At 64.7% G+C, this 15,990-nt stretch carries 13 protein-coding genes and 4 tRNA genes; 4 read left to right on the top strand and 13 right to left on the bottom strand.

Annotated elements, in window-relative coordinates; genetic code table 11:
* Positions 1-110: 110 nt before the first annotated feature.
* A complete protein-coding gene (locus DDT93_RS02420) occupies positions 111-983 on the bottom strand; it encodes a glycosyltransferase family 2 protein (RefSeq protein ID WP_109464190.1) in 873 nt (290 codons plus the stop codon).
* 312 nt (positions 984-1,295) lie between these two features.
* Here DDT93_RS02420 and DDT93_RS02415 point away from each other — a divergent pair, with 312 nt between their 5' ends.
* A complete protein-coding gene (locus DDT93_RS02415) occupies positions 1,296-1,847 on the top strand; it encodes a hypothetical protein (RefSeq protein ID WP_232825352.1) in 552 nt (183 codons plus the stop codon).
* Between the two features lie 48 nt (positions 1,848-1,895).
* Here DDT93_RS02415 and DDT93_RS02410 read toward each other — a convergent pair.
* The 8 genes from DDT93_RS02410 to DDT93_RS02375 all read right to left on the bottom strand — a co-directional run bounded on the left by DDT93_RS02410 (position 1,896) and on the right by DDT93_RS02375 (position 8,341).
* Positions 1,896-1,972 (bottom strand) — tRNA-Asp (locus DDT93_RS02410).
* 171 nt (positions 1,973-2,143) lie between these two features.
* Positions 2,144-2,220: transfer RNA gene (locus tag DDT93_RS02405), tRNA-Asp, on the bottom strand.
* A gap of 182 nt (positions 2,221-2,402) precedes the next feature.
* Positions 2,403-3,206, bottom strand: a complete 804-nt coding sequence (locus tag DDT93_RS02400) for an ABC transporter permease (RefSeq protein ID WP_109464188.1) — start codon at positions 3,204-3,206, stop codon at positions 2,403-2,405.
* A complete protein-coding gene (locus tag DDT93_RS02395; protein ID WP_109464187.1) occupies positions 3,203-4,024 on the bottom strand; it encodes an ABC transporter permease in 822 nt (273 codons plus the stop codon). Before DDT93_RS02395 ends, DDT93_RS02400 begins: the two co-directional genes overlap by 4 nt.
* Before the next feature lie 49 nt (positions 4,025-4,073).
* Positions 4,074-5,186, bottom strand: coding sequence for an ABC transporter substrate-binding protein (locus DDT93_RS02390; protein ID WP_109464186.1), 1,113 nt, complete (start codon positions 5,184-5,186; stop codon positions 4,074-4,076).
* 78 nt (positions 5,187-5,264) lie between these two features.
* Entirely contained in the window at positions 5,265-6,374 is a 1,110-nt protein-coding gene (locus DDT93_RS02385; protein ID WP_232825351.1) for an ABC transporter ATP-binding protein, read from the bottom strand.
* 138 nt (positions 6,375-6,512) lie between these two features.
* A complete protein-coding gene (locus DDT93_RS02380; protein WP_109464184.1) occupies positions 6,513-7,361 on the bottom strand; it encodes a sugar phosphate isomerase/epimerase family protein in 849 nt (282 codons plus the stop codon).
* The gene (locus DDT93_RS02375) at positions 7,358-8,341 is read right to left on the bottom strand and encodes a fatty acid desaturase (RefSeq protein ID WP_109464183.1); all 984 of its coding nucleotides are present in this window, start codon (positions 8,339-8,341) and stop codon (positions 7,358-7,360) included. The genes DDT93_RS02380 and DDT93_RS02375 overlap by 4 nt, the downstream gene beginning before the upstream one ends.
* A gap of 107 nt (positions 8,342-8,448) precedes the next feature.
* Here DDT93_RS02375 and DDT93_RS02370 point away from each other — a divergent pair, with 107 nt between their 5' ends.
* Complete coding sequence (locus tag DDT93_RS02370) at positions 8,449-9,357, top strand: LysR substrate-binding domain-containing protein (RefSeq protein ID WP_109464182.1); 909 nt, start codon at positions 8,449-8,451, stop codon at positions 9,355-9,357.
* 88 nt (positions 9,358-9,445) lie between these two features.
* A tRNA-Val gene (locus DDT93_RS02365) sits at positions 9,446-9,521 on the top strand.
* Positions 9,522-9,560: 39 nt separating this feature from the next.
* On the opposite strand, the gene DDT93_RS02360 is transcribed toward DDT93_RS02365, so the two are convergent.
* From DDT93_RS02360 to DDT93_RS02350, 3 genes are all read right to left on the bottom strand, one after another.
* On the bottom strand, positions 9,561-10,172 hold the full coding sequence (locus DDT93_RS02360) for a histidine phosphatase family protein (protein ID WP_109464181.1): 612 nt from the start codon (positions 10,170-10,172) through the stop codon (positions 9,561-9,563).
* A gap of 199 nt (positions 10,173-10,371) precedes the next feature.
* A complete protein-coding gene (locus DDT93_RS02355) occupies positions 10,372-10,695 on the bottom strand; it encodes a hypothetical protein (RefSeq protein ID WP_109464180.1) in 324 nt (107 codons plus the stop codon).
* A 485-nt stretch (positions 10,696-11,180) separates the two neighbouring features.
* A complete protein-coding gene (locus DDT93_RS02350; protein ID WP_109464179.1) occupies positions 11,181-14,822 on the bottom strand; it encodes a vitamin B12-dependent ribonucleotide reductase in 3,642 nt (1,213 codons plus the stop codon).
* 560 nt (positions 14,823-15,382) lie between these two features.
* Here DDT93_RS02350 and DDT93_RS02345 point away from each other — a divergent pair.
* Positions 15,383-15,829, top strand: coding sequence for a hypothetical protein (locus DDT93_RS02345; RefSeq protein WP_109464178.1), 447 nt, complete (start codon positions 15,383-15,385; stop codon positions 15,827-15,829).
* 26 nt (positions 15,830-15,855) lie between these two features.
* Here the strand turns inward: DDT93_RS02345 and DDT93_RS02340 are convergent.
* Positions 15,856-15,932, bottom strand: a tRNA-Pro gene (locus tag DDT93_RS02340).
* Positions 15,933-15,990: the final 58 nt, after the last annotated feature.

The raw sequence follows: 15,990 nt of genomic DNA, 5'->3' as shown, positions 1-15,990 counted from the left end.
CTCATCCCTCGATACGTGCCATGTTCGGCCGCAGGCTCTCGGGACTTCCAGCGCTGGAAGGTCAAGGCCCCGACCCCGGGCCGCAGCGGGTATGACGTGAACGTGACCGGCTAGATCAGCCCGACAAAGCGCTCCGGCAGCAGGTATTGCGTCTGGTAGGCCGGGCGGTCGAATTCCCAGTACCCGGTTTCGCCCCGCGCCCGCCAGCTGCGATGCATCTTGCGCCTCAGCGGGCCCATGTCAAAGCCCTCCTGCATGTCGAGGTCCGCGAAGGCCTCGAACACCGCCCTGTCCTCGCCCCGCGCCTCGGCGAACCAGTGGCGCCCGATGCTCGCCTCCTTCACCCCAGCCCCCGTCGCCTCGCTCACCGCGTTCCGGCGGTTCATCACCTCGGCGTAGTTGGCGAAATCGCAGAACTTCAGGTGCAGCAGGTACAGATCGTCCGGCGCGCGCAGCTTCTCGTTCTGGGTGAAGTGCCCCCCGCGCGCGATCTTGGTCGGGGTCGAGATCACGCAGGGCTTGGAATAATGCGGTGCCGGGCGCACGTGGCGGCGCGGCCCGAGGATCGTGTCCGTCACCGGCTCCGGTTCCACGTCGATCCGGTGAATCACCTCCAGCCCCAGCGGCGTCAGCACCCGGTTGGCCGGCACCGTGGCAAGGAAGGAGACGAGGTCGCGGCCCCCCTCCGGGTCCACCACCACCAGTTCGTCCACATCCCCGACGATCACGTGGTTGTAGTAGTTACGCAGCCCCGCCACGAGCCCGTTCAGCAGCCGCCAGCGCTTGATGTCGAAGTTCGGGTGCGGATCGCCCGGCAGCCCGATCACGTTGCAGCCCTCGGCCAGCCGTGCGACCTCATCGCCGCGACCGTGGTTGACGATGTAGCAGTTCTCGCGGCCGAACTGCCCGCCGTAGTGGCGCAGCCATGCCTTCAGAAAGAACGCATCGTCGCGCACCATGGTCACCGCGGCCGCTGTCTGCATTGCCTGTCCCGCCCCGTTTCTGCCTTGGCCATATGCTTAACGGCCCCGAAGGTATAAGAGAATCGAAATATCCAAGACCGCGGCCGGCGTGACCGCCCCGCCATAGGACCAGAGGACCAGGCCCTGCTTCCCCCTGAATTCGCCTCCACCGGGTTTCACGCCGTTGCCCCTGCCGACCCACCGACCCGGTTCCATGTTCTCGGGGAACGCTCCTCCGGCACCAACTTCGTCAAGCGCCTGCTGGGGCGCAATTCGCAGCTGAAACCGACCGAGGCGCTTGGATGGAAACACGGCTTTCCCGGCCCCGGCCCGGTGCCCGCCGACCTCGCCGTGATCTGCTGCGTCCGCAACGCCGCCGACTGGGCGCGCTCCATGCACGCCAAGCCCTGGCACACGCCGCCCGCCATGCAGAGCATGGAATTCGCCGAGTTCATCCGCGCGCCGTGGGAGACCATCTATGACCGCGCCCGCTACTTCGGTGGGGCCGAGCATCTGGTCGGCCTGCCGCTGGCCGCCGACCGCGACCCTGAGACGGGAGAGGTCTTTGCCGATCTCTTCGCGCTCCGCCGCGCCAAGCTGGCCGGCCTGCTGTCCTACCTCGGGCGCGGCTGTGCCTGCGTCGTGCTGCGGATGGAAGAGGCCCAGAAGGCGCCCGAGCAGACCGTGGACCGCATCCTCGCGGCCCTTGGGCAGCCGCCGCGCAGCGCCCCGTTCCGGCCGGTCAACAAACGCCTCGGTTCGCGCTTCAAACCCGCCGTCGAGTCGCGGCCCGCAACGCCCGCCCGCCTTGCCGCAGAGGATCTCGCCTATCTGCGCAAGCGTCTGAACATGCAGGAAGAAGCCACCCTCGGCTACAGCTACTGACAGCAACAGGGTGCCCCGGGAGCGGGTATTCTCTGAGAAGGGGGAAAGTGGCGCGGTTGACGGGGCTCGAACCCGCGACCCCCGGCGTGACAGGCCGGTACTCTAACCAACTGAGCTACAACCGCGCGTGGGATTGGGGGATAGGCCAAGCCTTGCCCCCCGTCAAGCGCCTTTTGAACCTTTTCCGGGGACAAAATTCAGAAGGCCGAAACGGGTGCCAAACCGGGTGCCGGACAGGCCCCAGGCGGCCCGGCCGAAGCCGGGCGCGTGGGCGAAAACAAGTTTTCAGGAAGAAGTGGCGCGGTTGACGGGGCTCGAACCCGCGACCCCCGGCGTGACAGGCCGGTACTCTAACCAACTGAGCTACAACCGCGCGTGGAGCCGCTGAATAGGCGAGGCTCGCGGGGGCGTCAAGCAACATTCGGCACGAAATTCGAGATTATTTTCGCGGCCGGTTCCGCCCCCCTTAGGAACAAGGGGTTTTCGCCCTAACCCCCTGATTCCGCATATCACTTGCCCCTGCGTCAGACCCCTGCCCGCAGCGCGGCACCCCTCTCAGCCGCCCCTGACGCCACGCACGACCGCACGCGCGACGATCACCGCGATGACGATGGCGATCAGCACGACCGAGACCGCCGCGATCGCGGGGTCGATGTTGTCGCGCAGCCCCATCCACATGAGCCGCGGCAGGGTCGCGACGTTGACCGAGGTGATAAAGATCGTCACGCCGATCTCTTCCCACGACAGGACGAAACTCAGCAGAAAGGCGCTCAGCACGCCGAAGCGGATGTTGGGCAGGATCACCCGAACCATCCGGGTCCAGAGCCCCGCGCCCATCACCCGCGCGGCGAGGTCGATGCGCCGGTCCACCTGCGCCAGCGCCACGGTGATCAGCACCACGGCAAAGGGCGAGACCATGACCGTATGCGCCAGCACCACGCCGGGCACGCTGTCATAGCCGACCAGCCCGTTCATCTGCCCCACCGAGATCAGGAAGAAATAGAGCGTCAGCGCCGAAACCACCGGCGGCGCCACCATCGGCAGCAGCGCCAGCCCCATCAGCGCTCCCGACCAGCGCGGCCGCAACATCCAGATGCCCAGCGAGAACAGCAGCGCCAACGTGGTCGCCAGCACCGCGCTCATCAGCCCCACGCTCACCGACATGCCCGCCGCCTGCAGCCACTCCGGATTGTCGACCAGCGCGCGGTAGTGGCGCAGCGACCACTCGCCGGACGGCACGGAGAGGAACCGCTTGGACGTGAACGAGACCGGAATCACCGCAACCAGCGGCATCAGCAGAAAGACCCCGACCAGCGCGGCAAGCACCGAGGCCACCAGCCCGGGACGGGTCGGCCTCATGACTTGTCTCCCGGCCGCACGGCGCGCATCAGCGCCCCCATCAGCAGGGCGACCCCCGCCATCAGGATCACGCTGATCGCCGCGCCAAGGCCCCAGTTCGGGCTCTGGAAGATACGCAGGTAGACCAGCTCGGCAATCATCACGCTGCGCCCGCCGCCAAGGATCGCAGGCGTCACGAAGAACCCGAGCGCGAAGACAAAGACGATCAGCGCGGCGCCCAGCACGCCCGGCAGGGTCATCGGCAGGAACACGGTCCAGAACACGCGCTGCCGCCCTGCTCCCATGCCGCGCGCCGCCAGCAGCACCCGCTCGTCGAGGTTGCGCATGGCCGAGGCCAGCGGAAAGACCGCGAAGGGAATCAGGAAATGCGACATGCCCACGATCACCCCGAACTCGTTGCGCACCATGCTCAGCGGCTCCGACAGCACGCCCAGCGACTGCAGCCAGGTGTTGATCAGCCCCTTGTTCGAGAGCAGCGCCAGCCAGCCAAAGGCGCGGGTCAGCACCGAGATCCAGAAGGGAATAAGGATGCAGAACTCGATCAGCAACCGCTGCACCGGCCCGCCCCGCACCCACAGCAGGGTCACCACGTAGGCGGCGGCGACCGAAACGGCGGTAACCACGGCACAGATGCGCAGCGTGCGCCAGAACACCGAGAGGATCAGCGGATCGCTCAGCGCCGCCTGGTACTGGCCCAGCCCCGGTTCGGGCAGCGTGACGCTCCAGCGCAGGATGCCGAGGAACGGGACCACGTAGGTCAGGCAGAGAAATACCAGCAGCGGCCCGAGCAGGATCGCGGGTTTGGAGAGGTTACGCACGCGCGTCTCCGCAGGTCAGAGCCGCCCCGTTGCCGGGGCGGCGTCGTGATCAGGACGAAACGATCTGGAGATAGGCGTCGAGCGCGGCGCCGTAGTTCTCCTCGTACCACGCCATGTCCAGCGGGATCTGCTTGGCAAAGTTCGCCGGGTCCACCGGGTTGAACCGCTTCTGGTCCTCGGGGATCAGCGCGTCGGCCGCCGGGTTGGCCGGGCCCTGCGCCAGCATCTCGAACATCACCAGCTGCTTCTCGGGGTCCTGCGCCGAGGCGATGAAGTCCATCGCCGCCTTGGCCCCGCCCGGGTTGCCCTTGATCACCGCCATCGCCCCCGGCGAGATCAGGCCCTCGTCCCAGGTAAAGCTCACGTCGCCTTCGCTGTCTTCCTCGATCAGCTTGGCCCGGGTCGACCAGATCAGCGCCATCGAGGCATCGCCGTTCAGCAGCAGCGACTGGCTCTCGGCGCCACCGCCCCAGAACGACACGACATTCTCCTTGAACTCCGAGAGCTTCTTGTGCGCGCGCTCGATGTCCAGCGGATAGAGGTCCGCCGCTGCCACCCCGTCGCCCAGCAGCAGAGCCTCCCACATGCCGGCGCCCCACTTGTACATGGCCCGCTTGCCCGGAAACTTCTCGACGTCGAAGAAGTCGGCCATCGAGGTCGGCGGGGTCTCGTACTTCGTGGTGTCATAGGCGATGATGTAGGAGAAGAAGTAGGTCGAGGCCGAGTATTCCCAGCCAAAGCCCTCACGCATCTTGGATTTGTCGACCACCGAGTAGTCGATCGGCTCCATCATGCCCTTCTTGCCCAGCGTCTCGGCCGAGAACGGGTCGGCGTCGACGATATCCCACGACGGGCTGCCGCTCTGGAACTGGGCCGCGATGGCGCCCTCGGTCGGGCCCGAGCCGTCCTGCTTCACGGTGATCCCGGTGGCCTCCCTGAAGGGCACGCCATAGGCGGTGTCATAGGCCGTTCCGGCGTCGCCGCCCCAGTTCACGAAGACCAGTTGCCCGTCTTCGGCCAGCACCGGCGTGCCTTTGGCGGCAACGGCGGCGCCTCCCATCAGCGCGACGGCAAGCTGGGTAAAGCGACGGCGCGAAATCAGGCCGCTGCGGGCCCGTTCCGCCAGGATCTCGATCTGGTCCTGTTCGAACTTGTCTTTCATTTCATACACTCCGTTGGGGTTATGTTTTTGAACCCGGCATGTCTTCCGCCGGTGTGTTTTGTGACGGCGTCGCCGCCGTCAGACGAAAACTCCCTTGTCTTCGGGCCAGCCGACCCAGACCTCCGCCCCCGGTACCAGACCGGCGGGAACCGCCTCGCTCGGGATCGACAGCACCAGCGGCTGCCCCCCCGGCGAAGCCAGCGTCAGCCGCGTCTCGGCGCCAAGGAACACGATCTCGCGCACGCTCGCCGGTATGGCATTGCCCTCGGCGGGGCGCGCCAGCGCGAGGTGCATGTGCTCGGGGCGCACCGCGACGGCCTCGGTCGGGTCTCGACCATCCAGCGCCACGCGCAGCGGCACGTCTTCGAACACTGCCTGCGCCGCACCCTCCTGCATCACGACAGAAGCAAGCGGCAGAACATTGATATCGCCAAGAAATTCGGCAACGAACCGATTGTCCGGGTGGTCGTAGATCTCGCGCGGCGTGGCGATCTGCTGCAACCGGCCGTGGTTGAAAATCGCCACCCGCGTCGATAGGGCCAGCGCCTCTTCCTGGTCGTGGGTGACAAACACAAAGGTCGTGCCGGTGTCGCGGTGAATGCGCCGCATCTCGTCCTGCATCTGGCCGCGCAGGTTGCGATCGAGCGCCGAAAACGGCTCGTCCAGCAACAGCACCGGCGGCTCGTAGGCCAACGCGCGGGCCAGCGCGACCCGCTGTTGCTGCCCGCCCGAGAGCGCGGCGGGCTTCTTGTGCCCATGCCCGCCCAGCCCGACCATCTCGATCATCTCGTCCGTGCGGGCCCTGATCTGCGCCGCACTGCGTTTCTGCACCTTCAGCGGAAATGCGATGTTCTGTTCCACGCTCATATGCGGGAACAGCGCATAGCCTTGAAAAACCATGCCGAATCCGCGGTCCTCGGCGGTGGTCCGGGTCACGTCCAGCCCGTTCAGGGTCAGCCGTCCGCTGGTCGGCGCCTCGAACCCGGCAAGGATCATCAGAAAGGTGGTCTTGCCCGATCCAGACGGCCCCAGCAGGGTCAGGAATTCACCCCGACCGACGGTCAGGCTGATCCCGTCCAGCGCGGTGAAATGGCCGAACGTCTTGCCGATTCCCTCCGCCCCGATCTCTCCTGCCGTCACCTTGTCGAGCATCTGGCTACCCTTGCTTGCCACCCGTCCCGAGGTCATTCTGCCCCTTCGAAACGAGGCTCTCAATCGTCACGTACCGGATTGATCTGCAGCTGTGAAAGAAACTTCGAAACACGCCGAAAGATGCTGAAAATCAAGGCAAAAAGCAGAATTCCGCATCTCCAGCAAAACCGCGTTTCACCCCTGTTCGGCAGCCTCCAGACCGGCCCAGATCTCCTCGATCATCGCCCGGATCTGCAGCGCCTCGTCCCACCTGTTCGACAGCTCTTTTCCGTCCGGTCCGGTCATCGCGTATTCCGGCGGACCCAGCTCGCAAAGGAACACCACCTCGCCCGTCTGGTTGCGCTTGCGCCAGTCCGCCAGCCCCTCGGTCCAGAGCTGGCGGAACAGATCCACCCACTTCTTGTGCTGGGGGAAATTGATCTGCAACTGCACCTGCTGGCGCCCGCCGACCCGGCCCTGAAAACTGTCCGACCGTTGCAGACAGCGCGTCAGCCATCCGCGCTGCTGGGCGGTCAGCGGATGCATGAACTCGCGGTCCACGATGTAATGCGACAGGTCCGCCGCCAGCCGCATCTCGGGAATCGCGTCCATCAGGCACAGCGTGGTGAACAGGTCGTTGGTGATACAGTTGCGGTGCGTTTCGAACTGCACCGGAACGCCCTCCTCCTCGCCCATCTCGATCCACTTCCGGATCACCGGGATCGCACCTTCGACGGTCAGCGGAAACACCTGCCCCACGACATCGACGAAGGGCGAGCCGCAGTCCCGCGCGAACTTCAGGGTGTCGCGCAGTTCGCCCACCGATTTCGGAAAGGCCACCGCCAGCGGCGTCAGCCCCTCGCGTTGCAGATGCGGCAGCGCCGCCTTCACCGTATCGACGTCGAACGCACCGAAATCCAGCGCCAGCCCGTCGTAGCCCGCATCCTTCACCATACCGCAGACGCGGTCCACCGGCAGACGCACACCGCTCTGGTCATGCGGCTGCATGGACCAGAGCGACTGAAACACCTTCAGTTTTCTCACGCGGCTTCCACCTTCACGCTGCGGCCATCGCCACGGGGCACGATCCAGACGTCGTCATAGGGGTATTCATCCTCGTTCTTGGCGCTCAGTTTCTTCCAGACCTCGACCTGGAACTCGATCCAGCCCATCTGGTGCGGCTTCGCCCCGCTCTTGCGCATCTCGCGGTCCAGGTGCTTGAGCTGCCAGAACGGCACGCTGGGAAAGGTGTGATGCGCGGTATGGTACGGCATCTGCCAGCACAGCCAGCGCATCAGCGCGTTGGTCCGGGTCGAGCGGGTGTTCTCGAGGATGTCGTCCTTGTGCGACAGGCCGAGGTGCTCGATGGTGTTCTGCAACTGGTGCACCGGCTTCATCACGATCATCGGCGCCAGCCAGAGGATCACGGCCGCCCAGCTCTGCGCCGCGACCGAGATCACGGCGATGGCCAGATAACCAAGGGCGTGCAGACGCGCCTCGCGGATCACCAGCGCATGCTCCTCCTTGCGGATATAGGGCTCGATCACCTCGCCCCGGCAGAACCGCACGATCCGCATCACCCGGCTCTGCCAGTAGGTCACGCCCCAGAACCACAGCTGATAGGACTTCAGCGTATAGGGCTCGCGCACCAGTTCACCGTCCTTCTCCCAGTTCTGGGTATGCTGATGGTGCGCCCAGTGCTGGATCTTGTCGAAATCGCGCGGGTACAGCAGGACAAACCCGAACAGCCGCCCGAACAGCACGTTGATCCACTTGGTCTCGAACACGGTGCCGTGGCTCAGCTCGTGCTGGCCGGCATAGAGGAAGTTGATCAGGACACCGTGTACCATGAACACCGGAACGGCCCACCAGCTGCCCCAGAGGCTCCACAGCAGCGCACCCGAGATGGCGATGGCCCCAAGGTGGCTGCCCAGTTGCAACGCGCCCCGCAGGTCCGACCGCTGCATCAGCGCCCGCAGATCCTGCGGCGAGATCAGGCGGCGTCGGGAGAAGCTCGCTTCCATCGGTAATGCTCCCTGAATGTGAATTGTTGCATCCAGCTTGCCGGTTAAATTTTCTCTTGTAAAATGCGAATAATTCACCTGTTCGATGAGCAATATTTGAGGAAATCATGCGGATCGGCGACAAGCACCTGCCCCTGAATGCCCTCCAGGGTTTTGAAGCCGCCGGGCGGCACCTGAACATGCGCGCCGCGGGCGAAGAGCTGAACGTGACGCAGAGCGCGATCAGCCATCAGGTGCGCTCGGTCGAGCGCGCACTTGGCAAACCGCTGTTCGAGGCCAACCGCCGCCGCCTTGTCCTCACCCTCGAGGGGCGCCGCCTGCTGGCCGCCGTGCGCGAGGCACTCGACGGCATCGCCTCCACCGCGCTGCAACTGGGCGAGGATGCCTATTCCGGCGCGCTCTCGGTCGCCGCGCCGCCCGCCTTCTCGTCGCAATGGCTGATCCCGCGCCTGCCCCGGTTTCTCGACCTCTACCCCGATCTCTCGCTCACGCTCACCCGCCTCACCCCCGGCGAGGATCGCGTCCTGCCCAAGGCCGACGTGGTGATCGCCTTCAACGAGGTCCGATTCCCCGGCATGCGGGTGCAGTCCCTCGCCGAGATGGAGATGTTCCCGGTTTGCGCCCCGGCCCTGCTGGCAACGACCCGGCAGTCCGCGCCCGAGCAATTGCGCGACGCCACGCTGATTCACGAAGACGGCGGCGCCATCTGGGCGCGCTGGTTCGCGGCCATCGGCGCCGATCAGGCCGCCCCGCGCCGCAACATCCACGTGGCCAGCACGCAGGACGCCCTCGCGCTCGCCCGTGCGGGCGCCGGATTTGCCATCAACGATGCCTTCATGGGCGGTCACTTCCTCGCAGACGGCACATTGGTGCGTCCCTTCGGCGAGCGCAGCTTTGCCTTTGGTCAGTATGCGCTGGTCACCCGCCCGCCCGAGCGGCTGTCCTCGGCCGCGGTAGCCTTCTGCGACTGGCTGCCAAGAGAGATCGAGGCCACGCCGGGCCATCGCCGAAGCTGACCCCGGACCTGTGCCCGTCAGAAACTCGCCCGCACCCGCCAAACCCGTCTTGCAACCCTCGGCAAGCTTGGCTAAACCCTCGCGGCACGGGTGATTAGCTCAGTTGGTAGAGCGCTTCGTTTACACCGAAGATGTCGGGAGTTCGAGTCTCTCATCACCCACCATCCTTCCGACAGTTCCGCGCGGCTTGGTATAGGCTTGGGTCAGACCCCGTCCTGCGGCAGGCTCTGCGCCACCACGCCCTCGCGTTCCAGCCTCTCGTAGGTTCCCCCGGCGATGCGATAGACCACGCCCTGCCCGCCTTCCAGATGCGCAAAGGCGCCGATCGGCAGGTCCAGCGCGAGGCAGCGCAGCATGCGGCTGGTCACTCCATGGGTCACCAGCACCGTGGGCCGCTCCAGCGCCGCCAGCAGCGCCCTCAGGCGCCCGGCAAGGGCCACCAGCGTCTCACCCTCGGGGGCATGGCCATAATAGGCCAGCGGTGCCGCCTCCGGCCCGAAGAACTCAGGGTGACGCACGGCGATCTCGTCGCGCAGCAGGCCGGTCCAGCCCCCCATCCCGATCTCGCGCAGGCGCGGATCGGTCGCAACCGGCGCCGCGCGCGCGATCTCGGCGGTGCGCAGGGCGCGGCCCTGCGGCGAACTCAGCCAGTCGAACCCCTCCACCCCATGCCGGGCCAGGATCTCGCCCTGCGCGCGCGCCTGCGCCTCCCCCTCGGCGGTCAGCGCGCTGTCCAGCACGCCCTGCATCCGCCCCTCGCGATTCCACTCGGTCTCGCCGTGGCGCAGGATCAGGAGGTCGGGCAGGTCTGGCATGGCTCGGCTCGTCGGCTTGAATGGCCTCAGCAGTCCTAAGCGCTTCGCGCCCGGGGAACAATGGCCCGCGCCGCGCCGCCCGATGAGGCCCGGAAAGGAAAAGGGGGTGTCCGCATACCGTGTTGGTCAATCAGGTCCTGTACGCCGGTCCGCCTGGGCAAAGCGCGGCGAAGGTCGGCTTGGAGCCCTTAGAGACAAATTACTCGTCTGGTTCCGTCGTGCCCTGATCGTTCTCCCATCTGCGAAAGAGGGAGCCATCAAAATATTCCAGTTTGCCTAAAGGCTCGACTGTATGAATCAGTTCGATATCTAGAGCATCCAGATTCGTCGACAGGCCACAGTCAAAGTTCAGAGCTATAATTTCCGCCCTTTCCAAGAGGAAGGAATTCGGCTCAATATCAAGATAGTACCGGAAGGTTACCCTCCTTTCCTCGATCCGCAAAACAACCATTCTCATATTTGGTGTAATTTCACCGCTGATGCAGCGCTGCGCCCACCTGAACATTTCGTCGTCTGCCGTCATGTTCCAAACCCTCTGTGGGAATAATTCTAAGCTACGATACCTTTAGTTTGGAAAAGCGCCATGCGGGTCGTGACCTATTGATTGGCAGCTCTGTCCGCATAGCCGACCAACACAGTATGCAGACACCCCCAAAGAAAAAAGAGGTGCCGAGGGGCACCTCTTGAGTTTCGCCGTTCAGGCTCATCTAATTTACCGCCCGGTGGTTTTATGCCTGCGGCCTGAACGTCGTCAGGGGCGAGCGCACCCGCCCCGTGGAAAGGTGGGCAAGGACAGTTGTCCGCCCCCACCCTGTCCCCCGCAGATCTCCGAGGATGACCTGCGGTGTTGGACCGGACGCACCTCCTTGGGTACGAGAGCAATCCGGCCCGTGGAAACCGACGGTCTTGGGGTCCCGCCTGCTTCCGGTGTTTCGTCGGGGGCCAGTCAGCGCGTGGCAGCCCGCGCCCCCTACGCACCGCCTGGGCGGTGCGATTCAGTCTCTTGCCTTACGAGCAGCCGCTGGTGCCGCCGCAGGTGTTGCACTTCATGCAGGTGCCGTTGCGCACCAGCGTGTAGTTCCCGCACTCGCCGCAGGCTTCGCCCTCGTAGCCCTGCATCTTGGCCTTGGTGCGTGCATCCATGGTCACGGTGCCCGTGCTCATCGCGGTCGAACCGCTGGCCTGAGCCTGGGCCGACTGGACGGGCTGCTGCAGCACCGTCGTCGCCGAGGTGTCCATGCCGCCGCCCTGGAACACCATCAGTTCCTGCGGCAGGCGCTTGCGGAGGTAGCCGGTCGAGCTGATCTGCTTCAGCACTTCCAGCGACCGGCTTGCCGCGCTCTCGGTGATCTCCGAGATGTTCGACACGCCCTCTTCCTCGCCCCGGCCGATGTCGTCAAAGCTCGCGCCCTGCGGTTTGACATGGGCCAGGTCGGTCCGGTCGAGGTAGGACACCGCCAGTTCGCGGAACACGTAGTCGAGGATCGACGTGGCGTTCTTGATGCTGTCGTTGCCCTGCACCATGCCGGCCGGCTCGAACTTGGTGAAGGTGAAGGCGTCGACGAACTCCTCCAGCGGCACCCCGTATTGCAGGCCGACCGAGACCGCGATGGCGAAGTTGTTCATCATCGCCCGGAAGCCAGCGCCTTCCTTGTGCATGTCGATGAAGATCTCGCCAAGGTTGCCGTCTTCGTATTCGCCGGTCCGCAGGTAGACCTTGTGACCGCCGACAACGGCCTTCTGGGTGTAGCCCTTGCGCCGTTGCGGCATCTTCTCGCGGTGGCTGCGGACGATCTCCTTCACCACCACCTTCTCGATGATCTTCTCGGCCAGCACGGTGGCCTTCTCGACCGGCGTACCGGTTTCGAGGATCTCGGCGGCCTCGTCGTCGTCCTCGACCAGAGCGGCAGCCAGCGGCTGGCTCAGCTTGGACCCGTCACGGTAGAGCGCGTTCGCCTTCACGCCGAGCGACCAGCTCAGTTCATAGGCCTTCTGGCAGTCCTCGATGGTCGCATCGTTCGGCATGTTGATCGTCTTGGAGATCGCGCCGGAGATGAACGACTGGGCGGCGGCCATCATGTAGATGTGGCTGTCGACCGAGAGGAAGCGCTTGCCCTTCTTGCCGCAGGGGTTGGCGCAGTCGAAGATCTCGTAGTGCTCTTCCTTGAGGAACGGCGCCCCTTCGAGGGTCATGGTGCCGCAGACGTGGTCGTTGGCAGCCTCGATATCCTTGCGCGAGAACCCGAGGTGACCCAGCAGGTTGAAGGTCGGGTCGCTCAGCTTCTCCGCCGGGATGCCAAGGACGTTCTTGCAGAAGTCCTCGCCCAGCGTCCACTGGTTGAACACGAAGCGGATGTCGAAGGCCGAAGCCAGCGCCGCATCCACCTTGGCCAGTTCGTTGGCGCCAAAGCCGTGACCCGCCAGCGTGGTGTGGTTGATGCCCGGCGCGTTGCCGATGGTGCCGTGACCGACCGCGTAAGAGACGATCTCCTCGATCTCGGCCGAACCGTAACCCAGCTTCTCCAGCGCGGCGGGAACCGAGCGGTTGATGATCTTGAAGTAACCGCCACCGGCGAGCTTCTTGAACTTCACCAGGGCAAAGTCGGGCTCGATCCCGGTGGTGTCGCAGTCCATCACCAGACCGATGGTGCCGGTCGGCGCGATCACGGTCGACTGCGCGTTGCGGTAGCCGTGCTTCTCGCCCAGTTCCAGCGCCTCGTCCCAGACCGCCTTGGCAATGTCGATCAGCTTGCTGTCGGGGCAGTTGCCGTGATCCAGCGGCACCGGCTTCACCGTCAGGGCCTCGTAGCCCTCGGTCCGGCCGTAAGCCGCGTTGCGGTGGTTGCGCATCACCCGCAGCATGTGCTCGGCGTTGCGGTCGTAGCTCGGGAAGGCCCCCAGTTCCGAGGCGATCTCGGCAGAGGTCGCATAGGCCACGCCGGTCATGATCGCGGTCAGCGCGCCGCAGAGGGCGCGGCCCTCGGCAGAGTCATAGCCGTAGCCCATGTTCATCAGCAGGCCGCCGATGTTGGCATAGCCAAGGCCGAGAGTACGGAAATCGTAGGAGAGCTGCGCGATTTCCTTGGAGGGGAACTGCGCCATCATCACCGAGATTTCCAGCGTCAGCGTCCACAGCCGCGCCGCGTGCATGTAGTCGCCCGCCTGGAACTGGCCGTCCTTCAGGAAGGTCAGCAAGTTCATCGACGCCAGGTTGCAGGCGGTATCGTCAAGGAACATGTACTCCGAGCACGGGTTCGATCCGCGGATCTCGCCGTCTGTCGGGCAGGTGTGCCACTCGTTGACGGTGTCATGGAACTGGATGCCCGGATCGGCGCAGGCCCATGCGGCATGGCCGACCTTTTCCCACAGGTCGCGGGCACGCACGGTCTTGGCGACCTTGCCGTCCACGCGGCTGATCAGTTCCCAGTCCGCGTCCTTCTCGACCGCCTTCAGGAAGGCGTTGGTCACGCGGATCGAGTTGTTCGAGTTCTGGCCCGACACCGAGTTGTAGGCTTCCGAGTCCCAGTCGGTATCGTAGGTCGGGAATTCGATGCTGGTGTGGCCCTGCTTGGCATAGTCCAGCACGCGCTTGATATAGGTTTCCGGGATCGCGACCTTCTTGGCTTCGCGGATCGCGGTCTTCAGGCCGTCGTTCTTGGCGGGGTCGAAGGCGTCAGCCTCGGCGCCGTCCCAGGACTTGATGGCGGCGAAGATGCCGTTCAGCATCTTCTCGTGCATCTTGGACCCGGCGACGATGCTGGCGACCTTCTGCTCCTCGAGAACCTTCCACTGGATGAAGTCCTCGATATCCGGGTGATCGGCGTCAACGATCACCATCTTCGCTGCCCGACGGGTGGTCCCGCCTGATTTGATCGCGCCGGCTGCCCGGTCACCGATCTTGAGAAAACCCATGAGTCCCGAGGACTTGCCGCCGCCGGAGAGCTTTTCGCCCACGCCGCGCAGGTGGCTGAAGTTGGTGCCGGTGCCCGAGCCGTACTTGAACAGGCGCGCCTCGCGCACCCAGAGGTCCATGATGCCGCCCTCGTTCACCAGGTCGTCCTGAACGGACTGGATGAAGCAGGCGTGCGGCTGCGGGTGCTCGTAGGCCGACTTGGACTTGGTCAGCTTGCCGGTCTTGTAGTCGACGTAGTGGTGGCCCTGGCTCGGGCCGTCGATGCCATAGGCCCAGTGCAGGCCGGTGTTGAACCACTGCGGAGAGTTCGGCGCGGCCTTCTGGGTGGCCAGCATGAAGCGCATCTCGTCGTAATAGGCGCGCGCATCGTCCTCGGTCGAGAAGTAGCCGCCCTTCCAGCCCCAGTAGGCCCATGCGCCGGCGAGGCGGTCAAACACCTGCTTCGAGGAGGTTTCGCCGCCCATCACGGCGCCTTCCTCGGGAACCGACCGCCACAGGAACTCGGGCACGTCCTTTTCCTTGACCTTCTTCAGGCTCGAGGGAACGCCCGCCTTGCGGAAGTATTTCTGTGCGATCACGTCGCTGGCGACCTGGCTCCAGGTCGCGGGAATTTCGATATCGCTCTGATGAAAAACGGTGGAGCCGTCCGGGTTGCGGATCTCGGACGTGACCGAAACGAAATCCAGAGCCGCGTAAGCATCCTGCCCTGCCTTGGTGAATTTTCTTTCGATTTTCATTGCTGCCTCTGTCTTCAGCTTTATCCCGGTTCGGCACGGGCGGGCGCCCCGGCCTTGCTCCGCCCAATCGGAGCCGTCCTTGCCCGGAGGGCGAATGGCACAACTTTCCCGGTCCCTGCCCAAGCAGGGATGCGCGTTCTGCGCGTTCATATGTCGAGTTGTACGTGTTCGTCCCTGCCGGCTGCGGTGACCGCTCTGGGTTGGACACCAGATTTAGTGGCTCACGTCCCGGCACACACAATCTGGCGTAGCTCGCACTAAGAGGTCAACGAGTTTTTTTGCCCTCGGAGGGATTCTTTGGTCTTGCACCACTTTTGCCCACCGGTTGTGCACAGGCGGATCCCGATTCCTCCACAGGAAGCGGTGAACAACCGCCGATCCGGCAACCGCGCTTCCGTTAGGGAATTCCCATTATATTCATGAAGTTTGGGGTTTTTTCTTAACCCCTCGCCTCAACATGGCGCGCGGCGCGAAAATTATTTCCGGGCGATTCTCGCAGTCCGACCCTATATGTCGTATGTGTAGACATCGCGACACGACCGCGCCCGGAGACTCACTGAATGACACGCCTGATTGCCGCTCTTCTCCTGACCTGTGCGGCATGCGTACCCCAAGATGTAGCGCAGCTGGAGCATCGCGCGCGCTTCGACTCGTACCCGACAGACCTCTTCTCCGCCTTCGAGGAAGTCTGCTCCCAGCCTGCGGACAAGTTTCACCGGCTTGACCGCAACTCGGTCGAGTGCCGCTCCTACCTGTCGCCCGACGCCACCGCCGCGATGATCCTGCGCTATGGCGGCACCACCGAGTCGCTGCCGCAGCTGGTATTGCGGATCAACGCCCAGCCGGACGATCCCGGCTATGTCGTGGTGCTCGACGCCTACCTCAACGTGCCGCAGAAACACGGCCAGCCGGTGCGCGTCAAACACCGCGACGCATTCTTCACCCGCAAGGTCAACGACATGATGCGCGCCGCGGGCGGCGTGCCCCAGGCGGTCGAAACCAGCTGAGTCAAAGAACTACTTGAGAGAGAGGATGGTCGGGGCGGCGAGATTCGAACTCACGACCCCCTGTACCCAAAACAGGTGCGCTACCAGACTGCGCCACGCCCCGGACCATGCGGCTGTCTAGACGCAAGTCCGCGATTTGAAAACCCCTAGATTCAGGTTCT

It is taken from the genome of Albibacillus kandeliae, from assembly GCF_003116585.1.
Classification (GTDB): domain Bacteria; phylum Pseudomonadota; class Alphaproteobacteria; order Rhodobacterales; family Rhodobacteraceae; genus Albibacillus; species Albibacillus kandeliae.
The sequence above is the reverse complement of the archived record's forward strand: the minus strand, read 5'-3'. Positions and strand labels throughout refer to the sequence as shown.

What these genes read in the sequence shown, in the direction of transcription:
- DDT93_RS02420 (WP_109464190.1), bottom strand. Translation starts at nt 983, where the DNA reads ATGCAGACAGCGGCCGCGGTGACCATGGTGCGCGACGATGCGTTCTTT.
- DDT93_RS02375 (WP_109464183.1), bottom strand. Translation starts at nt 8,341, where the DNA reads ATGGAAGCGAGCTTCTCCCGACGCCGCCTGATCTCGCCGCAGGATCTG.
- DDT93_RS02370 (WP_109464182.1), top strand. Translation starts at nt 8,449, where the DNA reads ATGCGGATCGGCGACAAGCACCTGCCCCTGAATGCCCTCCAGGGTTTT.
- DDT93_RS02385 (WP_232825351.1), bottom strand. Translation starts at nt 6,374, where the DNA reads ATGACCTCGGGACGGGTGGCAAGCAAGGGTAGCCAGATGCTCGACAAG.
- DDT93_RS02355 (WP_109464180.1), bottom strand. Translation starts at nt 10,695, where the DNA reads ATGACGGCAGACGACGAAATGTTCAGGTGGGCGCAGCGCTGCATCAGC.
- DDT93_RS02360 (WP_109464181.1), bottom strand. Translation starts at nt 10,172, where the DNA reads ATGCCAGACCTGCCCGACCTCCTGATCCTGCGCCACGGCGAGACCGAG.
- DDT93_RS02350 (WP_109464179.1), bottom strand. Translation starts at nt 14,822, where the DNA reads ATGAAAATCGAAAGAAAATTCACCAAGGCAGGGCAGGATGCTTACGCG.
- DDT93_RS02400 (WP_109464188.1), bottom strand. Translation starts at nt 3,206, where the DNA reads ATGAGGCCGACCCGTCCCGGGCTGGTGGCCTCGGTGCTTGCCGCGCTG.
- DDT93_RS02345 (WP_109464178.1), top strand. Translation starts at nt 15,383, where the DNA reads ATGACACGCCTGATTGCCGCTCTTCTCCTGACCTGTGCGGCATGCGTA.
- DDT93_RS02390 (WP_109464186.1), bottom strand. Translation starts at nt 5,186, where the DNA reads ATGAAAGACAAGTTCGAACAGGACCAGATCGAGATCCTGGCGGAACGG.